General features: G+C 32.6%; 17 protein-coding genes and 1 CRISPR repeat array. Of the genes, 3 read left to right on the forward strand and 14 right to left on the reverse strand.

Translation table 11 applies throughout. From position 1 onward, the window contains the following. Positions 1-2: 2 nt before the first annotated feature. Together TTHE_RS13300 and TTHE_RS13305 are read right to left on the reverse strand one after the other, a co-directional pair. Positions 3-818 carry a peptidase MA family metallohydrolase gene (locus tag TTHE_RS13300; protein WP_013299091.1) on the reverse strand — a complete coding sequence of 272 codons (816 nt, stop codon included), beginning with the start codon at positions 816-818 and terminating at the stop codon, positions 3-5. A 159-nt stretch (positions 819-977) separates the two neighbouring features. Next, entirely contained in the window at positions 978-2,243 is a 1,266-nt protein-coding gene (locus tag TTHE_RS13305) for a peptidoglycan DD-metalloendopeptidase family protein (protein WP_013299092.1), read from the reverse strand. Between the two features lie 186 nt (positions 2,244-2,429). Here TTHE_RS13305 and TTHE_RS13310 point away from each other — a divergent pair, with 186 nt between their 5' ends. Next, the gene (locus TTHE_RS13310) at positions 2,430-3,401 is read left to right on the forward strand and encodes a DnaD domain protein (RefSeq protein ID WP_013299093.1); all 972 of its coding nucleotides are present in this window, start codon (positions 2,430-2,432) and stop codon (positions 3,399-3,401) included. Next, a complete protein-coding gene (locus tag TTHE_RS13315; protein WP_013299094.1) occupies positions 3,394-4,374 on the forward strand; it encodes an ATP-binding protein in 981 nt (326 codons plus the stop codon). The genes TTHE_RS13310 and TTHE_RS13315 overlap by 8 nt, the downstream gene beginning before the upstream one ends. On the opposite strand, the gene TTHE_RS13320 is transcribed toward TTHE_RS13315, so the two are convergent. Further along, the gene (locus tag TTHE_RS13320; protein ID WP_013299095.1) at positions 4,371-5,813 is read right to left on the reverse strand and encodes a M1 family metallopeptidase; all 1,443 of its coding nucleotides are present in this window, start codon (positions 5,811-5,813) and stop codon (positions 4,371-4,373) included. The two genes, TTHE_RS13315 and TTHE_RS13320, sit on opposite strands and share 4 nt — an antisense overlap. Before the next feature lie 140 nt (positions 5,814-5,953). On the opposite strand from TTHE_RS13320, the gene ytaF reads away from it, so the two are divergent. Further along, on the forward strand, positions 5,954-6,565 hold the full coding sequence (ytaF, locus tag TTHE_RS13325) for a sporulation membrane protein YtaF (protein ID WP_013299096.1): 612 nt from the start codon (positions 5,954-5,956) through the stop codon (positions 6,563-6,565). Positions 6,566-6,863: 298 nt separating this feature from the next. Here ytaF and TTHE_RS13815 read toward each other — a convergent pair whose 3' ends face one another. The 11 genes from TTHE_RS13815 to cas3 all read right to left on the reverse strand — a co-directional run bounded on the left by TTHE_RS13815 (position 6,864) and on the right by cas3 (position 22,522). Further along, on the reverse strand, positions 6,864-7,616 hold the full coding sequence (locus TTHE_RS13815) for a copper amine oxidase N-terminal domain-containing protein (protein ID WP_013299097.1): 753 nt from the start codon (positions 7,614-7,616) through the stop codon (positions 6,864-6,866). 361 nt (positions 7,617-7,977) lie between these two features. Then, positions 7,978-9,216: an IS110 family RNA-guided transposase gene (locus TTHE_RS13335; RefSeq protein ID WP_013299098.1), complete on the reverse strand. Its 1,239-nt coding sequence runs from the start codon at positions 9,214-9,216 to the stop codon at positions 7,978-7,980. Between the two features lie 302 nt (positions 9,217-9,518). Next, positions 9,519-10,892 (reverse strand): IS4 family transposase, encoded by a 1,374-nt coding sequence (locus TTHE_RS13340; protein WP_013299099.1) that lies wholly within the window; start codon positions 10,890-10,892, stop codon positions 9,519-9,521. 176 nt (positions 10,893-11,068) lie between these two features. Then, positions 11,069-13,750: direct repeats of the CRISPR family, unit length 30 nt; unit sequence GTTTCAATTCCACTATGGTTAGATTAAATC. A gap of 241 nt (positions 13,751-13,991) precedes the next feature. Further along, complete coding sequence (gene cas6 / locus TTHE_RS13345) at positions 13,992-14,747, reverse strand: CRISPR-associated endoribonuclease Cas6 (protein ID WP_013299100.1); 756 nt, start codon at positions 14,745-14,747, stop codon at positions 13,992-13,994. A gap of 10 nt (positions 14,748-14,757) precedes the next feature. After that, positions 14,758-15,015, reverse strand: coding sequence for a CRISPR-associated endonuclease Cas2 (gene cas2 / locus TTHE_RS13350; protein ID WP_013299101.1), 258 nt, complete (start codon positions 15,013-15,015; stop codon positions 14,758-14,760). 7 nt (positions 15,016-15,022) lie between these two features. Next, positions 15,023-16,015, reverse strand: a complete 993-nt coding sequence (cas1b, locus tag TTHE_RS13355) for a type I-B CRISPR-associated endonuclease Cas1b (RefSeq protein WP_013299102.1) — start codon at positions 16,013-16,015, stop codon at positions 15,023-15,025. Positions 16,016-16,026: 11 nt separating this feature from the next. Then, complete coding sequence (gene cas4, locus TTHE_RS13360; RefSeq protein WP_013299103.1) at positions 16,027-16,518, reverse strand: CRISPR-associated protein Cas4; 492 nt, start codon at positions 16,516-16,518, stop codon at positions 16,027-16,029. A 74-nt stretch (positions 16,519-16,592) separates the two neighbouring features. Continuing rightward, positions 16,593-17,309: a hypothetical protein gene (locus TTHE_RS13365; RefSeq protein ID WP_013299104.1), complete on the reverse strand. Its 717-nt coding sequence runs from the start codon at positions 17,307-17,309 to the stop codon at positions 16,593-16,595. A 21-nt stretch (positions 17,310-17,330) separates the two neighbouring features. Then, positions 17,331-18,365: a DevR family CRISPR-associated autoregulator gene (locus TTHE_RS13370; protein ID WP_196793638.1), complete on the reverse strand. Its 1,035-nt coding sequence runs from the start codon at positions 18,363-18,365 to the stop codon at positions 17,331-17,333. Beyond that, positions 18,316-20,121 carry a hypothetical protein gene (locus TTHE_RS13375; protein WP_013299106.1) on the reverse strand — a complete coding sequence of 602 codons (1,806 nt, stop codon included), beginning with the start codon at positions 20,119-20,121 and terminating at the stop codon, positions 18,316-18,318. Before TTHE_RS13375 ends, TTHE_RS13370 begins: the two co-directional genes overlap by 50 nt. After that, complete coding sequence (cas3, locus tag TTHE_RS13380; protein ID WP_013299107.1) at positions 20,111-22,522, reverse strand: CRISPR-associated helicase Cas3'; 2,412 nt, start codon at positions 22,520-22,522, stop codon at positions 20,111-20,113. The genes TTHE_RS13375 and cas3 overlap by 11 nt, the downstream gene beginning before the upstream one ends. Positions 22,523-22,570: the final 48 nt, after the last annotated feature.

Raw genomic sequence — 22,570 nt, forward strand, 5'->3', positions numbered from 1 at the left:
ACTCACTCCTTAGCATTGTTGACAAAGACATCGAGTCTTAAGCCTGTCTCTTTATAAAAGCTTGATTCTATACTCATTCCACTTCCTAAATCTCTAAGCATCTCTCTTATTGTTCCCATTCCATATTTATCGCTTATAGCCTTTGTCACTTGAAAAGCCCTTTTATAAGCAAGCATTTCATCAAGCGAATTAAAATCGTTCTTCAATTGCTCATAAGTGTACGGGGCACCATTATAGTTTAAATCTTTTCCCCATTCATAGCCATCCTGTCTGTACTCTTCTAAAAGAGCAATACCTTCTGTAAACCATATAGGATAATTTCCATTTGCAATATCATCTACAACAAGATGAGTAAACTCGTGCACAACAGGTCCTTCATATTGAAATACCTTTGTTACATCCTGCCCAGGAGATATCCAAAGCGATGGCGATTCTATGCTAATTACACCATTTAAGTATATGCCCATAGCATTTTCCCCTTTTGCAAGAGAAAAATCTTTGTTCATCTCATCAGGATTGTTATAAACTATAATAGTTGATTTGCCTTTTGGAGTATATCCCAAATCTTTTATAATATCATAATAATGTTTCTCAGCCGTATTAATAATAAGGTCAACATATTTGCTATCTGGTTCTGTGTACCTTATAATAAAATGTTTGCCTTCCTTTGTCTTAAAATTCTTAATGCTATTTTCAATTTTATCTTTTCCAATTACTTTATACACCGGATATGCTTTTGTCAAGATACTGCCATTCAACAAAATAGCAAGTACAAAAACAATAAATACAATAGCTACCAAATTTTTATTTTTTCTCATAATTGTATCACCTCACAAAATACTAAGAAAAGAAAAAAGATTTATGTATATATCTAAATATATGAGGTAATACAATTACATTATAACCCAATGTCATTTATATTGCAAAGTAAATTTAAGGATAAAAAAAAGAGCCCTGCTAATTTATTTGGGCTCATTTTATTTTAAGTATATTTGAGGATTTACAGGTACACCATTTTTTCTAACCTCAAAGTGGACATGAGGTCCTGTCGTATTTCCTGTCATTCCTACCAAGGCGATTTCCTGTCCTTTATAAACTTTATCTCCTTTCTTCACAATCAGCTTGCTGGCATGTCCATAATAAGTCACATATCCATTTCCGTGATCAATTTTTACGAGATATCCATATCCACTTTCCCAGCCTGAAAATATTACTGTCCCTCCATCTGCAGCATAAATTGGATCTCCAATCGATGCAGCTATATCTATACCTGCATGGAGCCTTCCCCACCTCTGCCCGTATCTTGATGTTATTGTTATGTGACCTCTAACCGGGTAGATAAAATTACCCGTAGCATATGTCACTGGAAGTGGTTCATCTCCTACAGCAATAACTTCATTAACTGGCTCACTCACCACATTTTCATTTATTACATTTTTATTGACAATTTCACCATTGTAATACTTCAAAATAGCAGTAACTATTTTAGAGCCAGTTTTGCCTCTAACTAATACTTTTGAATCATTTATAAACATTTTATCATCTTTTTGAGTAACGGTTTCATACGGAATATCCTCCATATATACCGATTTTTTCTCTGTCACAACAGTCAAGAGAGGCTTAGACTCTTTTATTTTAAGCAATTCCCCTGGATATATCCTTTGACTGATACCTGGATTTAGATTATATATATCATTTAATGTTACATTAAATTTTCTCGAAATTGACCACAGTGTATCATTATCCTTTACCACATACGTCACAGATCGACTTTTTCCCTCAAGATCTTTTACCGCTTCTTCAATTGTTTTCAGATTTGCTGTTGGTGTATCAACTTCCATTAATCTAACATCGTTTTTAAAGTAAGCTTTAATGGATCCTCTTTTATATTTGTCAAGCGTGATTTTTAGTGCTTCTAAAGCATCTTTTTTGCTCTTTAGTGCTACTACATATAGACCGTCTACTGTAATTGCTGTAGGTTTTTCAATGCGCAAATTTTTATTATTTACAGTATTTAAATAAGTAATCAAATTTTCTTTTTCGCTTTTTGCATTCGTTATATATGAAGTGTTATAGTCATTTTCTACACAGACATACGAATATGCACTTTTGTCATTGTCGATATATTTAAATGCTATGGCAAACAGAATTCCTAAAGCGACAACAAATATGCATCTTCTTTTAATTGCGGTGTTTTTCATAATGCCGCAACTAAAAGGATTTGATTTGCCTTCGTTATCCATCATCTTCTCCTTTCATTTGCGCATAGAGTGTATTCTTACAAAAATGCCTTAATATTATCTGTATTTTTACAAATTTTATACATAACTCAGCTTAAAAAATATATAAATTTGTCGTAATATATATTATATTCTTTTAAATTGATGGTTATGACACATCGTGTTATAATTAAATTTGAGGTGGTGTACATGAGCAGATGCAATTTTTCTAATGATTTTGATGATTTGGGAAGCACCCCCGTTAGCAATTTCTTCATAAATCATTACATGTTGGAAGCACCAGGCGAGTACGTAAAAGTATACCTTTTAGGACTTAAATACTCATATTACAACCAAAGCTTCTCTATAGAAGAAATGGCCGAAAAACTTTTTATGTCAGAAATCGACATAGATAAAGCTCTGAAATTTTGGGAAAAGTCTGGTGTAATCAGGCTTAGATATTCTGACAGCGAATATTACATAGAATATCTTCCGCTCGTTAAGAAAGTCGATGATAAGCACACATTGTCTATTGATGATACAGAAGTCAGGCAGATGTTTGAGACGGTTGAAAAGATGATAGGTAGACCACTTTCTCCTACAGAGATGAACACTTATCTTGGCTGGGTTGACGAATACGGATTTTCTCTGGAAATACTTACTATGCTTATAAGTTACTGTGCCTCAAAAAATAAGACATCCCTAAAATACATGGAAAAGGTAGCCATCGCATGGCATGATGCAGGCCTTAAAACCGCTCTTGATGTTGAAGCATATTTAAAAGCAGAAAGCGAAAAGTGGATAAGGTACAAAAAAATCTTACGGGCACTGGGTCTTAAGGATGACGATGTAATGGAAGCACATAAAGCCATGATGGACAGATGGATGGATGATCTGGGTTTTGACATTGACGTAATATTAAAAGCATGCAATGAATGTGTCTTAAAGATAAATGAGCCAAGTTTTCCATACATCAATCAAATACTCATTAACTGGTACAATGACGGCATAAGAACCATAAATGATTTTGATAAAGTAAAGAAAAAGCCCTATACCAAAAAAACTGCTCCTAACTATAAGGTTCCCAAGAATTATTTTAATGGATATTCACAAAGAACTTACGATGTAGACGAACTTGAGAAAAAACTATTAGCTCATTCAAGAGGTGAATTTGGTGAATAACTTGGTTCAAGAGGTTTTAAGGGAATATGAGATGCTGAGGGACAAGTCCTTAAAGGAAGCTCTTATGAGGCGGCAAGAAGTGTACAGAAAAATTCCCGAGATATCAAATATAGATGACGAGATAAAAGACATAGGCATAGAAATCTCTAAATCCATATTTCTAAAGCCTCAAAAACATAAGGATCTTTTAGAAAACTTAAGAAGTAGGCTCAACGCTTTAAAAAAGAAAAAAGCCGATTTATTAAGGTCAAATGGTTATCCTGAAACGTACATGGAGCAAAAATTTGAATGTAATATCTGCAAAGATACAGGCTATGTCAATAACAAGAGATGCAAATGTTTTGAGCAAAAACTTATAAACTTATACTACAGGCAGTCCAGCATAGAAGACATTACAAAAATTGAAAATTTCAGCAATTTTGACTATTATCTATACTCTGATAAACCTTATAAAGGCAAAATGTCTCCGCGGGAAAACATGAAAAGTATAGTCGATGTTGCAAAAGATTTTATAGATAATTTTGATAATGAGAAAGAAAGTTTGTTTTTTTATGGTGACTCAGGACTTGGTAAGACGTTTCTCTCAAACTGTATAGCAAAAGAACTACTGGACAGAGGCAAAGTAGTGCTATATAGGACAGCTCCAGACCTTGTAGAAGGATTAAGGCTTAATAAGTTGAACTCTGACAACGATTCGTACTACGAGTATACGGATTTGCTTAGAGAATGTGACTTACTTATAATAGATGACCTGGGGACTGAACCTATAACTCCTTTCAGCCTCCAGGAGATCTTCAGCATTGTAAATGCAAGGCTTTTAGCAAATAAAAAATTCATAATATCAACTAATCTACCGCTTTCTGAAGTTATGAATATATATCCTGAAAGATTGTGCTCAAGGATACTTGGCAATTTCAAACTTTTAAATTTTTACGGTGAAGACATAAGGATTAAAAGAAAAACTATAAATTAATCAAGCCATTCGGCAAAGAATCCTCCTGTATCCTTTCCAGTTACACTGTCCACTACGTCTATTAGGTTCTGCGTAGTGGCATTTTTATATTTATACTGGTTGTAATACTTATTTAGGACTTCTTTAAATTTTTCGTCACCGATAAGCCCCCTTAGTTCACTAAATACCATAGCACCTTTGTTGTAGACGATATTTGTATAATCATTCCAGTCTTTAAATTGTCCTAATGTCTTCACCATAGCATCATCTTTATTTGCCTTTGAAAACTTGTAAAATTCTCCTGAAATGATTGACTTAAATACCGCATCTGCTGTGGCTTTTCCGTAATACCTTTCGATATACATAATTGTTGTATATTCCGTAAGGCCTTCGTCAAGCCATGCTTCCTTTACTTCATTGTTTCCAACAGCTCCATACCACCACTGATGCGCAGTTTCATGCGCTATAACATACTCCAGATTAAACAGGTTATCCTTTGAATAAAGATCTTTTGAAATAAAAACTAAATTTGGGTATTCCATGCCGCCCATGTAAAAATCTGATTCAGCAACACTGTACTGCTTATACGGGTATTTGCCTATGTAGCTGTTATAAAATCTTATGGCATCTGATGCGTATTTCAATGCTTTCAATCCTACGTCTTCATCAAAATAATATGATTTAACTTTTATGCCGTCAACGTCTTCTTCAGCGACTTTAAACTTGGGACTCAACACAAGTGCAAAATCTCTTACATTAGGCGCATCTATCATCACAACATCATCATTACCATTTCTCGTTTCAGACTTTATTACACCTGTCGATGCCACCACAATGTCCTTAGGAACTGTAAGTCTTATGCTGTAATTTGAGACATCGCTATAAAATGGGTCTCCAAGTGTATAGTATGGATCATTGTTCCATCCATTTTGGTCGTACACTGATAATATTGGATAGAAATTTGTCACCTGAACAGTGTTTTTGCCGTAACCAAACCTGCCTTGAGATGGAGGAATCTGTACTTTAAAGCTAATAGTAAAGTTAATCCTATCGCCTTTTTCTAATTTTTTTGGAAGGAGTATTTTTAAAATTTCACCTGTCTTTTTATCAATGCTGTATGTAGCCGGTACATCTTTATTAAAGGTTATCTTGTTTATCTCAATATATCCAGGCTTAAATCCATTTGGATACGCCAATCCTATCTCTTCTTTCGTAAATGGAACATTATCTTTATCTTTAAATGCGTTGGGATATAAATGCATGTACACTTCACTTAAATTCACATCATCTGTGTTTATAAAGTCTACCACTTCTGTTCCAATAATAGTTTTATCTTTATCGTTGTACTTTAGATCCATATTGTACACCGTCGTGTTGCTGTTTTTAATGGGTGCAAAATAGATAAGTAGCCCTATGGCAGCAACAAGGATTACCAGCCATATATATTTTTTACCTTTCATTAAATCAGCTCCCCCATATTATTGTTCACTATATATTAATACGAAACCACAAATATTAGAACATAATTTGCTTAAGTAGAAACACATATTTACTTCCCCAACATATATTGATTATGAATCTAAAAGAGGAGGGATAAAATATGCACTTTATTTATTCACTGTTCATCGCTTTAGCCAACAACATAGACAACATAAGCGTCAGAATAGCCTACAGCGTAAGAGGAATAAAAATCACCGCAGTAAAAAATTTGTGGATATCCCTGATAACATTTATAATATCATCCATCGCCGCCATGTCTGGCAACATAATATCTGGAGTACTTAGTAAGCACATAAGTTCCATATTGAGCATGATTCTCTTTATCTCTATAGGCCTTTGGATAGCTATTGAACCGTATTTAAAAAAAAACACTGACAATCCTAATGATATAAACGACAAAGCGAAAAACATATACGACATATTGAAAAAGCCTGAGGAAGCCGATGTGGATGATTCTAAAGACATTGACTTTAAAGAAGCTACATTTCTAGGCATCGCCCTTTCTATAAACAATATTGGAGGGGGATTAAGCGCTGGCATGATAGGGCTAAATTCTTTTTTTATAGGATTTCTGTCTGCTCTTATAAGTTTCATAGCCTTATGGATTGGAAATTATGTGACAAACTTTTTAAATAGATGGAACTTTAAAAGAAAGGCGACAATCATTGCTGGATTGATATTGATACTCATAGGCATAAAACAGGTAATATAATAAAGCGAAGTATATCAAAGCAAAAAGGCGTCATTGTTGATGCCTTTTTAATATTTTACATAAATATAATATCTATAAGACAACACAAAGAATTACATGAAAAACCCGTTAAATCGTCCAAACGATTTAAAACGGCAAGTTTCAATTCCAGTATGGTTAGATTAAATTCCCCAAGCTGTGCAAAGAAGTAACTTGTACGAGCTAAGGGATTTATTACAACAAATTATTAATGTACAGAAAGCACATGGTGTAGCAATACCAGATTGGAAAGACATAGCACCAAAGAAAACACCGACAATTAATTCAGGTTATTAGTTATCTGGGTCTTAATCCAATTGAGTAAATCTTGGGGTACACCTAACTGTTTTGCTACAAAATATTCGTATGTGTACGCTGTTGCTTCATTACAATTGACGTTGTTTGGTTCAAATGAACCTGATGCCATTTGTTGCCCATGATATGCTTCATGCGCTAAAGTAATAGCAATACATTCAACGTTATAAAAATAGGGGTTATTGTTGAACATCTTCAAAGCTGGTGTATTAAATACAATCGTATGTGTATTTGAATACGTTGTTGCAAATACATTACTATCAGTTGTTGTTTCAGCTTCACTAACCTTTGATATATAGGCACATACTAACTTATATGCTTCCGGTGCTTTCTGTTTCAAAAGTGTATATGCGTCTTTCAAATAGCTATTTAGTGTGCCCGAAACAGAACTATCAATTGCCGGAGGTGTGATATTGCCGGTATTGTCATTGGTAGTTTCCCAATAATGTTCTACCATTTTGGCTTCAGGCGTGTACTGTGGCATGTCTACTGTAACAGTTTGGGTGTTACCATCCCAATTTACTTTTGCACCTAATGTTTCTGAAATTACACGAATCGGTACTAACGTAGTACCATTTACTATTTGGGGTGGCACGTCTGTATATACCTGTTGTCCATTGATTATTAACCTTATATACGGTACAGCATATACATTTCCTAATAAAAGTAGTATAATAATGATGATAGATACTATTAATTTGTATCTATTTCTAAACATATACATTCCTCCTAAAATTTGTTTTAATTTTCATATATCACAATGCGAGGTGAATGTCAATGACATTCTTGTTCATAAGTTGCTTGGCTGAATCAATAGGTTTGGCAATACGGATAAAGTCAGAGTTTCAATTCCAGTATGGTTAGATTAAATCACTCAAACTTCGCACATAGATAATTACTCTGTTCCTTACTACGAAAATGGGATAATTTCTTCCAAGACTTCAAAGACACTTGCGAAGGCTCGCTCCTTGGCAACTTAATATACTAAATATACTAACCGTGAAAAAGGCTAATACTATCCTATGCAAGTATAATCGCCTATACTTGCATAGATATCTAGTGTAATGAAAATATCTCATTTATGCAGGCTGCTTTACCTCAAAACCGAGTTTTTGAAGTTCATAAACCATTCTTGCAACTCGTTTTTTCTCGGTTTGAAGCCTGCGTGATTCAAAACAGTTTTCGTTATACTTTGTATCTGTTTTAAGCATAGTATAGATGATTACAAGTAGTTTCCTGGCAAGAGCTACAATTGCTTTTTTGGCACCTTTACGCTGTTTCATCCTCCAATACCATGCACACAGGTATGATTTCCTCTGGCGGGTTATTATCCAGGCTACTTCACAAAGGATGCATTTTATATATGGGTTACCTTTATTGATGTTTACTCGTTTTTTTTTACCCGCACTTTCATTATTGCCTGGACTTAACCCTGCCCAAGAACAAATATGTTCAGCAGTTTTGAATTTACTCATATCAGTGCCGATTTCTGCAAGGATTGTAGATGCAGCTGTTTTATCTATACCCGGTATACCATCTATTAGCTCTATTTGATGGTCATACTTACAGATAAATGAATTAATCTGGCTCTCAACCTCTGAAAGATGGGCTTTAAGACTCTCGAGATGACCGAACATCATTTTAAGAAACTGCATCTGGTGTTTGTCCAGTCTGCCATTTATAGCCTGCATTATTTCATTTATCCTTCTACGGGTTTGGGTTTTAAGACAACTGTCAAGATCCTTGATAGTAATGCTGCCGTGGGTGTAAAGATGCTTTATTATTGCACTGCCAGAAGCACCAAATATATCTGATATGAAAGATGAAAGCCTGAAACCGCAGCTTTGTAGAAACTTCTCAATACGATTCTTTTGTGAAGTTATATCCGATATAACGCTTTTACGATATCTTGTGAGGTCCCTGGCCTCCCGGATATCTTTTTCCGGAATAAAACTTCCGTTGAGAAGACCAGCCCTTAAAAGAGTAGCAATCCATTCCGCATCTTTCATATCGGTCTTCTTGCCGGGCACATTCTTCATGTGCCTTGCATTGGCAACAATCAGGGACATACGGCCATCAAATGCTGTTTCAAGAGTTTCATAGACAGGTACCCAGTATATACCTGTACTTTCCATAGCCACATGCATGCAGTTTTCTTCAACAAGCCATGCTTTTAGAGAATCAAGGTCTGAAAGCAGTGTTGAAAACACTCTGATTTCAGAGGAAGGTTGTTTGTTAACCGGTCCTTTGAGAAGGCATGCAACTATGGATTCTTTGTGGATATCAAGTCCGCAACAGCATTCAAGAATGTCTTGCATATAAATCAACTCCTTTAAATATTTTGACAGGAATGATTGCCCGAGATTATATGAACTTTACTACTCGTGCTGCCTAAAGGTGCACAATTGGCTGTACTCGAAGGCAATCAGTTTACGTTGAAAAACGGGGTACTATTCCTCCAATGAGCGACCAAACTCAGTTCCTGTCCTACTTTGAATTTAGCACATAGTTGAAATTATGCAAGTAACTTAGCCCATTTTCATCCCTGGTTGTGATTGTAAGATCATGACCCGTTGAAAACTTAATACTTTGCCAGAAAAAAGTATAGTAATTCACGCAATTATGCACATTTTGGGAGTCTTTCCTTAAGTTCTTTTGGAATCGCAGCCATAAAAGCATTAAGTAATTGGTCCAGCTGCTCCGAAGTCAGCGATAGTTTATCTGCTATTGTATCTAAGAATACTTGCATAAGCAGATGAAAAGCCTGAATCAATGTAATATCAGACATTTCATCCTGTATGTAGTAAAATATCTCTCCCATTGTTCGCAAATCTGATGATCGGCGGTTCTCTAGTGCAAGCATCATGTATCTGGTAAATACTATTGCTGTATGTGCTGTCATCGCATCGTAAGATAATGAATTACATTCTTTGCTGAGCTTCAAGTATGATTTACACACTTTGAAAAAGACTTCTATATCCCAGCGCTTTCCGTATATACGAATGATTTCATCCTCATTAAGGTTCATATCCGTGGTAATAAGCGCCAGGTAGTCTTTTCGCTTATTCTTGTTTCGGACAAATACAATTCGAGCAGGAATAGATTTTCCGTCTTTTTCAAGGGAAACTTCCACGGATAACAGATATCTTGACCTACCTCTTCTTTTTCTGTTTTGCTTGTATATTGCCGTTAACGGCTGCATTATTCCATTATATAGGTAATGCATCTTTGATGTTTTCTTCGCCATTGCAATGATATCATAGCCCATCTCTTTAATAGCAATCAAAGAAGAAGGAGAACAAAACCAAGTGTCAAACAATACATAGGATGCTGGAATCATTGCCTTTTTAGCGGCCTTTATTAATTCCAGAACTACGGCTGTTGCTTTGGTTTGGGCTAAATTCCTTCTTAAATACCCGGCGGATCGCTTGTCCATAGTTATAGCTTCATTGATACGATTCTTTTGATTTTCAGTAGATAAAAGACAGCCATTGACTGGGAGAAAAGTATTTCCATCTGACCATCCGAGTGTAAGTAAGCGAAAGCCATACTTGTATGTTTTCTTAGCATGGTCATATACTTTTGCTAGTAGTTCTACTTTTTTAGAGCTAGAGCGTTCAAACAAAGAGTCATCCACAATAAGAACATTTACGCGTTTATCGCTTGTTAACCCAGTAATTGTCTCATTTATAATCTGTGCGCTAAGCCAAGTAGTAAACCGGATCCAATTGATATGAATAGAGTTTAAGAACCTGTAAACCGTGTCCTTCTTAAAACCAGCCTGATTTGTACCCATTAGCATATTCATATACATAGATCTATTGGTAAAGATCATACAGAATAAGTACTCGAAAATGGAAATAAAGGGAATACCCTTGCTTTTGTAAGCATTCGATAACCTTAAAGCAGCCGAAATTCTATATTTTTTGAAAAAACTTTTAATCGAAGTAGAAACCTTATTATCAATTTGGTAATTTTGTGTTATACTATTCATAGCATGAGTCTCCAATTGGTTTATTTTTTAGATAATTCAATTATACCAAAAATGGAGGTCTCATGCTATTTTATAACCCAATAATATTGAATTATCAAGGTACAGAGCTACTTTTATAAGTGCGAAGTTTGAGTTATATCATATTTTTGATTCATGTCTATTATTTTCCCACACGTGTTTCAATTCCAGTATGGTTAGATTAAATCGTGCAGGTGTGTCTTATATAGGGATTCAAATGTTGCCGTTTCAATTCCACTATGGTTAGATTAAATCCTGGCTGGAGCATTTTGAACATGAGCCCCTCTCTCGTTTCAATTCCACTATGGTTAGATTAAATCTTACGTTATTGATCGTACTAGTTACACCATTTTTCAGTTTCAATTCCACTATGGTTAGATTAAATCAATGGAACTCCAGTAACAAGCGGATTTACACTTGAAGTTTCAATTCCACTATGGTTAGATTAAATCACAAAATCAAGTAGGACTGCATCAGGATTGATGGTAAGTTTCAATTCCACTATGGTTAGATTAAATCCTTGTCAGGGTAGACGGTAATTTTTTTTATATATGTGTTTCAATTCCACTATGGTTAGATTAAATCCCATAACCTGACCATTAGAACCATCTTCTTTGTATGTGTTTCAATTCCACTATGGTTAGATTAAATCCGTGAGGGCACAAAAGAGCCAACATTAGCAAACTTGGTTTCAATTCCACTATGGTTAGATTAAATCTCCTGCTTCATTAACAATTGCTAATTGAGTAATGTTGTTTCAATTCCACTATGGTTAGATTAAATCAGAACGTTAAAAACTTGTTATCAATTAATGGCGGAGTTTCAATTCCACTATGGTTAGATTAAATCTATCTTTTTCTGTGAGTTTATCCTGCACTATTTTTTCGTTTCAATTCCACTATGGTTAGATTAAATCTAATACAAGATGCAGCGCAAACAACATGGCAAGCTGGTTTCAATTCCACTATGGTTAGATTAAATCCAGCAAAAGCAGCTTTCCATTTCAATGCCCTAAAAGGGTTTCAATTCCACTATGGTTAGATTAAATCTAATGAAACGATAGATAAAACTAATACTGCATAGAAGTTTCAATTCCACTATGGTTAGATTAAATCCTGTTGGTGATGCAGCTATATTGATTTCCAATTTTCGTTTCAATTCCACTATGGTTAGATTAAATCTCTTTTTTATTGTTTTGAAAAATGTAAAGATATATATGTTTCAATTCCACTATGGTTAGATTAAATCTTTGTTTTTTGCTCCGTTTATACGACAATTTGAACCGTTTCAATTCCACTATGGTTAGATTAAATCCGTCCAGAATATGCCATTGCCTTTCGTTTTTTTGTATAGTTTCAATTCCACTATGGTTAGATTAAATCTCCGCCGACAAGCTGCGCAACCACAAGAACGTCATCGTTTCAATTCCACTATGGTTAGATTAAATCCTCGAATTTGACAAACCTAATAATATCTCTACTTCAGTTTCAATTCCACTATGGTTAGATTAAATCCTCATGGTATTTTCGTTTCAGCCTTTCCGCATATTCGTTTCAATTCCACTATGGTTAGATTAAATCTTAGAATTAGAACTCTAAAGTTTTTTAATTGTGAAAGTTTCAATTCCACTATGGTTAGATTAAATCAACAAGTATGCAACAGACGAATTCTTGTCTAAACTGGTTTCAATTCCACTATGGTTAGATTAAATCCATTGACTACATCGAAGTACCGCCGGAAATAGACTAGTTTCAATTCCACTATGGTTAGATTAAATCTAACAGCAATTAAAGACTTTGAAACATCATTTTCGTTTCAATTCCACTATGGTTAGATTAAATCTGGCTTTGTTGCTTTGGTACTAAATTCTTTTTGTATGTTTCAATTCCACTATGGTTAGATTAAATCAATACATGCTTCTGCTGTAGTTCCACTTCCTATAAACGTTTCAATTCCACTATGGTTAGATTAAATCTACAAGCCGGCTCTATGCCGGCTGCTTTTTTCCTGCTGTTTCAATTCCACTATGGTTAGATTAAATCCATTAATTTCAATCATCTCCTTTTTTGCTATGTAATGGTTTCAATTCCACTATGGTTAGATTAAATCGCTGTTGTTGGTGCTCATGATGACCGTGTCATGTCTTGTTTCAATTCCACTATGGTTAGATTAAATCGAACCTGTAGTAGAAGATAACACAAGTACAAAAGAGTTTCAATTCCACTATGGTTAGATTAAATCACATGTCAGATATCCGAATTGGATACCTACTATTGAAAGTTTCAATTCCACTATGGTTAGATTAAATCCCAGCTATGGCTTGTTGACTTGCTACGTCCTCGACCAGTTTCAATTCCACTATGGTTAGATTAAATCCAGGTGATGGAGATCAAAAGACGATCTCGTATTCTTGTTTCAATTCCACTATGGTTAGATTAAATCTCAATAGATTCAGTGATAAATTTAGTAAGAGCAAAGTTTCAATTCCACTATGGTTAGATTAAATCCCTATTCTATGTCCGTCCAATACACCTAATTCAACGTAGTTTCAATTCCACTATGGTTAGATTAAATCGCACTTTAAGGAATGCACCTAACCTCCACAGTGCCTTGTTTCAATTCCACTATGGTTAGATTAAATCGGGCGTATCGGAAATATTTCAAAGTGTATAAAATAGTTTCAATTCCACTATGGTTAGATTAAATCCAATTACGATTATTGGATTGGCTTTAATGAAATTGAGTTTCAATTCCACTATGGTTAGATTAAATCGGAAATTTTATTTATTCTCTCCCCCATCCCGATTTTGGTTTCAATTCCACTATGGTTAGATTAAATCCCCCACGAAAATCGCATGAAAATACTTACCTACTTAAATTCAATTTAACACAACATCAGTTATTTTTCAATACTTTTCAAGAAATCCAGTCCGTTTATTGACATTGTATAAAAATTCAATTTTCATCGTCTCTCCCTTTAGTAACAAAAAACAATAATCTTTTACATTATCAATTTCTTTGTCGACCTCCTATGTTTTTTACATCGAGAAATGTCGACAAAGATTAATCTTTTATAATTATTCATTTTATTTTTTGTATCATTCCAAATCCAGCACTGTTCTTTTCCCCTAATCCACATTCGTATGCTACTTTTATTAAATCAGGATTACCTGACATTGTAAAAGGTACCATATATCCTTTAACATAAACATTTTTGAATTTTATTCTCTTCCCATTAGGATTTTTCATATAATAATTTACATCAAAATCTATGTTTATATTTAAATTATCTGGAAGCGTGTTATATAAAACATAGTATTTCTCAATTAAATTATTTTTTATATTTTCAATAAATCGAGAATCATGTAAAGGTAGATTTATACTTTTCCTCTTCCCATCAATTTCAATAGCGGTAGACATAACTATTGGAGATAAACATATAAATTTATCTTCTTTATTACTGAATTCCGGTTCTTTTAACATCTCCACACTCTTAATCCTAAATTGATAATCTTGTAATTTTAAAAACTCATTGTTTAATACTTCGGTCACAAAATTTAACATAAACTCTTTTTTGGGAGAGGTTATGTATAGGTATGTTTCATCCAAAAACATTATCTCATCATCGATTATTTTGAGCTTTTTACTGCGCAATTGAGAAAAAGTAAATAACTTAAAAACTTTCTTTCCATATCTATATCCTTTTTCGTGAAGGTGTTCCGCAAATTCTCTATTCGCTTTTTTTAAAGTGTTATACACCCATCCAGACAAAAAGTAATTATAATTTATATTTAAACTTTTATATTCTTCCGGCAATAATGTTATTTTTATCCTCAATCATATCACCTCATAAAATATTATCAGTAGAATTTTTCTCTATCCCTATTATTCTTTTCGATAGCCACTTTTGAGAACTAGCAGTATATATCAAAACTGAATCGCTTTTTAAATCCAAGTGCCCTTTAAACCAAAAAATAATTCTATCTAACTGAGCCTCTGTTAATTCACCTTCAAACACAGAATTTTGCACCCAATTTAGATAAGTTTTCAAATATTTATTTACTTTTGCAACCTTTTTTTCATCAACATCATAAACTATAAGCACATACACATTACCACCACATCTTTAATGATTCATATTCTTCTTCATCTAATAAATGCTTAATAATTTTATAACATTCAAGTCTTATAAGTCTTCTATAGCTTACACTTCTATTTAATTTGGGATGTTTTATAATTGTCCCTAATTTTTCTTCAAACTCTCTTTGAAATATAATTCTACCTTTATCATTTAGATAGCACATCTCTAAATCCTGATCAAAATGTTCTTCTCTTATCATTTTTTGATTTATTAAGCTAAAAATAATCCTATCTATAATGATGGGTTTAAATATTTCACTTATATCAAGACTTAAAGAAAATCTTCTTTCGCCAGGCTCATGCAAATAGCTTACAGTCGGATTTAACTGTGTATTATAAATCTCTGTAAGAACAATAGAATACATCATCGAATTTCCAAAGGAAATCAACGCATTTATGGGATTGTCTGGAGGATTCATTGTTCTATTCTTAAATGCAAATTTCCCATCAATTATTGTTTCAAAAGCACAATAATATATATTTCTAATCCTGCCTTCGACACCCATGAGCTCATTTATTGTCTTGACATCCTTTAGGTTTTTTCTCTCATTCTCAATTCTTTCAACATATTCGTCTAGCCCTTCTTTTCTATTCGCATAATACTTAATGTTTTTTAATATATTGTGACTAGCGCCATTAATAAGTTCCTTCGCGATTTTGAGTCTTTCATTCTCATCTTTGTATTTTTCCACTTGCTTAACTAGTAAAAAACCCGAAGGCAAATGTTCTCTTGGATAAAAACTTCCGGAATAATAGCCGTAATAATTAAATACGTGCACTGTTATATTGTTTTGTGCTAAAAAATTGATTGCTTTTGTATTAAAATCTATTTCTCCAAATAAAAATATTTCTTCTACATTGTTCACAGGTATAAACTTTTTCCCAAATGTTTCACTTTCAAAGAAAATGGTATTGTCTTTCCTGCTAAGTCGTCCACTTATATTTATATATATGCTTTTTTTCATAAAATCACCTTCTAACTAAAACACAATTCATAATAGCTGCACTTTGTACAAACTCTACTTTTTACTATCGCCGGCGGTTTATCTGCAGATTTTATTTTATTGATTTCTTCGATTATCACTTTTATTTCATCTTCACTTTCCTCACTAAGATTAATTTCTTCTTTTGAATGGTTATCCATATAATGTAAGATCCCTGTAACATTTTCTATACCTTTTGTCTTTAAATAATAAATATAGTATAAAACTTGGTATTTCGTAGCTTCTTCCATAGCCTTACTCTTTTTGGTTTCGTGTATTTCCATCTGATTTTTAATAAAATCGATTTTTATCCGCCCATCTAGAAGAATCTCTTTATCTTCTCTTTGAAAACTTCTTTCATGAATAGCATTCCCTATGTCAACATAATCTGAATTATGTTCCATGTTTATGCCATGTGTGAAAAGCCATAATTTGTGCTTGCAGACGAAATAATAATTTACCTCTGTACCCGTCGCTAAATCCATAATATCACCTTACAAATTTCATACTGGGATATATGGTAAAGCATTTAGCTTTATCATATATCCCTCAGACAACATCATTTTATTTTTCTCAGTAAAGTAAAATTTTTGTTTGCCCTATATTGCTCGTATTCAAAGCAATATATTTTGCTAACTCTTTTAGCTTTTTCTCCTGAATAAGAATTCATATTGGCGAATTTAGCCTCTTTATCAACATCATCCATTTTAAAAATTATCATATTTTTTCCATAATTATTTGATACTATTTCATCAAAAATATAGCTGTAGCCTGGAGGTCTTTTATTATCATTGTACTCTTTTGCTTCAATGAACTGAAAAAAACTTCCTCTTTTTCCAAAGTAATTTACCCTCATAAATAATGATTTAAGAAAATCTATGTCTTTTTTTTCTTTTATCTCAGTCTTTATCAGAATTTTTACCAAATTATTATAGTATACATACTCCCTAAATCCAATTGTTGTTTTAAATGCATATCCCTCAATATCTTCTAAATTCACATTCTCCTTCTTTGTTTTTATCTCATATTTACTTTGATTTTTAACAAAGCAATTATTTACACATATAAAATCCGGGAGGTTATAATGTATTTCCAAGTTTTTAATCATCTCAAATATATCATCATCAAAACTTTTAAAGGTTATTGCCGCATTAATCAAAGCCATTTTAATTGAATACGGAGAAGGAGCTATCAAAGACTTTGCAGCGGGGTTTGTTGCATCACTTCTTCTCAATGAGAATAGAGAAGTCGGCTTATAAACAACCTCAAGAAGCATAAATTATCTTCCCTTTCATTTCTAATTATTTGCTCCCAACTCATATGGTTCATAATTTTGTATCAAATCAGTCATAATTTCAGTGAACTCTGACAAAGTATTGAACTCTATCACTCTAATTGAACTTTTCTCTAATTTATTAATATTTTCTGCTATAGCTTTTATTTCATTTGTATATGTATCATTTAATGGACTTATAGTTGGAGCAGGAACCGTACTATTTGAAATCGCAATAACCCCTTTGAAAGAAATAATGTGGGGATCTTGGGTATTTCTCATAGCACCATTAGGTTTAATAAATGTGTACATTATGGATTGCAAAAAAGCTTTATATCTTTCGCATCTTTGAATCGCATCAATAGCATATGTTCTTGATATCTCATTATAACCTATTCTATATATATCATAATTAGATACTAAAGCATAAATGCCAGAATTGGCAGGTCTATGAAATATATTTTGTCCTTGATTTGCTGATTCATCGTTACTTTTATTTCCTGCATTTGCTACTAACTTGACATGGAAAAAGGTATCCGTTTTTACCTTTTCAGGTATTCCTATCAACCAGCCAAATTCTGCTGCTGACTTTCTCGGTAAATTTTTATTATTATTGGTTATCAAGATGCCTTCCAAATCATCTATGACACATTTATTAACTAACATGTCCAAAATCTCTTCATCTTTTTTGTCCTTTGTTTCTTCTGTAAAGGTTTTGTCGCCACTTATCCTATTTGCATCAAAAACCTTACACTTCTCACAAAGCGGAAGCCCTTTTTCTATTGATATATGATACAAATGTTCGGCTTGGATATGTTTTAACATGTCTCCGCTAACTGCATTTACAGTGAAAATTTTCCCATCTTCATTCACAATTGTAACTTCCCGAGTCAAAACTTGATTCCCTTCTCCTCCTTCATTATTTAATGAATGCATATTGAGTCCTAATTCTCCGCAAATCGATAACGAAGAAATAAAGTTTTTATCCATTTCCCATTCTCCTTCCTTTTTAACCATTAATCTCATCAAGTTCATTATTTTCATCTTCTGCCAGTTCATCTTCTTTTTCTTTCCTGTCAAGTGAATATCCAAAGGCACACAATAATTTACCTATTAACGATGGGTTATCATATTCATCAATTAATTTCACCAAATCTTCTAAATCTTGTTGCTTTATTGTAGCTCTAACTTTCCCTTTATCTTTCTCAGCCATTTTAGCTGTCTCTTGATTATATGATACAATAAATTCTGACAAAAATTCTATCAAGTCTTCTTTATAGGCTGATTTCCTCAACAATTCCTGAGCAAGTCCATACCTAATATCATATTTTTGTTGCCCTTTGCTCTTTGCGTATTGTTCCGAGATTGTGGATTTGCGTATAGCTTTAGCAATATTCCTAAAGCCCTGATTTTGTAGTATTTCTGATATTTTGCTATCAGTTTTCAACAAAAACACCTCCATCAATTTTTCACTAAAAGGTTTAGTAAAATAATTTTTCTTTGCGATCTGCTCCATTAGAAAGATTGAATATTGTCCTATGAAGTTGTAAAAATAATCCATATCAGATGTCGTTAAAAACTGTCTATATGTTTTAAGTAAAGAAATTATATTACCACTTTCATCTTGATCTGAAATAGAGTTTCGTATATTATTGATGATCTTTAAATGTTCATCAATTATCTCTATCCAATCTTTTACCTCTTTATCTGAATTTATCTCTATAAACAAAGGCAGTTCAATAAACGAAATATTAGTAGGCGAATTGGCATTCCCCATATTTTTGAAATAAACTGTATAAAATCCTTTTATCTCATCGTGCGGACGATATCCATTTAAAAATTTTCTATTGCTTTTATACTCTTCCCTATGTTGGATTAACTCTTTCGCCATCAAAAGAACAGAATTGATGTCTAACCTTATAGACGTATTTCCCTTCAAAAGTTTCTTAAATTCGTTAAATATTTTTTTGCTTATATCCCAATCCAAATTATTTACATCGAATACATAAACTTTATTGTCCCACTTTTGTTTAGCTATTTGTACAGGTTTTATAACCATAGAAGTGAAACTTCCAGCAATTTTTAAACACTCTTGCAGCCAAAATCCATCGACGGATTTTGGAGTTATGTCATTACTTTTTTGAGGATGTGCCCCTTTAACCATTGACGGATTATATAGCTGTAAACTATTTACTTTTTCTATATTTTTTATTTTTCTTTTCTTTTTCAAATCCGATATTATTGCTTTTGCTTCTTCAATGTTGTTAGTTGTATCAGAATATAGTCTTAATACCACATCAATAATATTTTGGAAACTATCCTTGTTATCGTATAAATTAAAATATGCTTTTTTATACATATCAAGTGCTTTAAACTGATTTATGCCTGTTATAACATCCAATTCTTTTATTGGCTTATCTTCATAATTTTTAATTTTTTTATCTAATTCAGCTAATATAGATTTTGCATCAGGTAAACTTTTGGCTTTTTTCTTTTCTTCATTTATTTTTTTAAGATAATCATTATATCTATTCTTTCTTTCTTTTTCCTCTTCTAAATCGATATAATTTTTAATTCCTTTTTCTATCACTTCCTTATCATCTTTTTTCTTTAAATAAGGAAATAAATCAAAGTATCTGATTTCAGAAAGTTCCATATCTTTTACATCAAGTTCATAGTAAATACCTTTATCAATAATTGATATTTTTGCCTTCTCATGAGTAAGTCCTAAAATCAATTCTGCCAGTCCATAAGCCTCCAACGCGTTTGAATATGTTCCGCTTTCTTTCAATACATAATATTTTTTATCTGTCATCTCTATATTCACCTCCTTCCATCATAATCTGCTTATAAGCAAATGATTTTTGATCACAAATTCTAAGTATCCTAACAAAAAGAAAATATAATAATACATCAAAATCAATACCAAATTTATTAAAATTGACTGCATAGTCATTAAAAGATTGTTCATCTCCTTCTGATAAAAATTCTTTTGATTTATCAATATCTTTATACAAATTAGGACAATAAATTTTTATTAACTTTAAAGTTTTTTCCTTGCCTTCTTTCATGATTCTATACTTTGCGGAAGATTCAGTCTTTACTGAATGATGCTTAGCTATAGCGTTTAAAATAGCTATGCAAACCCCATAATCCAATATATCGCCAGCTAAACTTGCAGCTACAACACCACCAATACCCGCATGATTAGGTAGTTTAGGTCTATTATTTTCATCAACATTTGGATTATAATCAGTATGCGCTAATAATTCTTCTTTGTTATAATTTCCTTTTTTGTTTTGGTATTTAGAAGCCGATGCTTGCCAAACAGCGTTCAACTTGCCATAATCATGCATTATAATGATAAATCTTATTAATTCTTCCACATCATACTTTAAATCTAATCTTTCTTTTAATTTTAAAAATATATACTTATATTTACCTTTGAATAAATCATCAAAAGCCACCATCATATACCTTATGTGTTCTTCATAAGTATCTTTTGTAATTATGTAATCCTGTTTTTGTTGAAGTTTGTCTATTTTTAAAATTTCTCGTTGACCGGCATTTAAAAAGTTTAATCCAATGTCATCATCATAAAACACGTATTTAGAATTTAAAATCACTCTATTCTCAACCTTCAATCGTATATCATCAAGTGCTATTTGAGGATAATTAAACTTTCCGAATAAATCTTCATCATCAAGAAAAGACTCTTCTATTGCTCTTACCAGCCAGTCTTCCTCATCTTCTTTTACAACCTTTTTTAATCTTGAAATTAATGTATACCTATTTACCGGAATCGCATCATATGTATATGGATTCTTTAATAGACTTACATTTTGAACCACTAACACATTAATTGTGTCTATATCTCTTATTAATCGACTGGCATTTCCTTTTTCATTATTTATCCAGCAATCAACTATTTCTGTAAATCTCGTATGCTTTCCTTCTTCAATGCGCTCGAAATCTCTCAATTCCTTATCAGTAAGAATATCATTTATCAAAACTTCGCTTTTTTGATAATCAATATTCACACCATTCCCTATACTTTTCAATTTATTCAAAGTCCTAACGCACAATTCTTCATCATACGGTAAATAAGGTTTTGTTTTATCATCCTTATTTACATCATAAACAAAAATTTTCCCATTTTCTCCTTCATATCTTGCACATCTGCCAATCCTTTGAAGAAAAGAATTTATTGGAGAAATTTCAAGATGCATTACATCACAGGTTATATCAAGTCCAACTTCTATAACTTGTGTTGAAATTAGTATTACATTCTCATCGCTATATTTGTTGAAAAATTTCTTTATTAATTCTTCCTTGTCTTTCCTGTCATTTGAGCTAAACCGCGAATGAATACACAAAAGTCTAACATTATTCAATGACTTTTCTCTATCAATTTTGTTTTTAAGTTCTAAAAACAAATTCTGACACGTTTCTACAGTATTACATATTGCAATTGTCTTTTTAACATGATTTTTAATGATTTCTTCTGCACTGATGGTCGTTTCCTTTACAAAAACTCGTTTTACCTTATCTCTCTGACTTTTAATTTTGGCAACTTCACTTTCTTTAATAGATATCTGGCTACCGTTTAATTTTTTACAATAATTATCTAGTAGCTTACTGCTAAGTGTGGCACTCATGAAACAAAAAGGTGTTATACCATCTAATTTACTTATAATATTTAACAAAGTAGATAATGAACGCTTCACATCCAATAAATGAAATTCATCAAATATTAAATAGGAAGAGATTATAGCTCCAGTATTTATATTGCTTTGTTTGTTTGACAATGAAAAAGGTATTGACAACAAGGAACTTAAACTTTGATCAATTGTTGTAAATATTATATCACCATCCAAAAAATAAGGATCATTACTATTTTCACCTGTCTGAATAGTCACTTGTATATTCCCATTAAACTTCTTATCCACCTTTTCCCGTACATCATTGTATAGACTATTAGTTAAAACTCTCAAAGGCAAACTATATATCAATTTCCTCGGAAAATTGATTCCTTCGTAATAAGCAAATAAAAACGGCATAATACTAGCCCATGTTTTGCCCGAACCAGTAGGCGCTTGCATAATTACATTTTTTCCAGCAAAGACCTTTTTCGCTAAATCTATTTGAAAGTCATAGGGCTCAAATCCAGTGACATCTTTAAAAAATTTTACATACTCAAACTCATTTAAAACCATTGAATCGCTTTACTCCTTTTGTGATTTTTTAAAATCAAGCTGCAATGA

It is taken from the genome of Thermoanaerobacterium thermosaccharolyticum DSM 571 (assembly GCF_000145615.1).
GTDB lineage: Bacteria > Bacillota > Thermoanaerobacteria > Thermoanaerobacterales > Thermoanaerobacteraceae > Thermoanaerobacterium > Thermoanaerobacterium thermosaccharolyticum.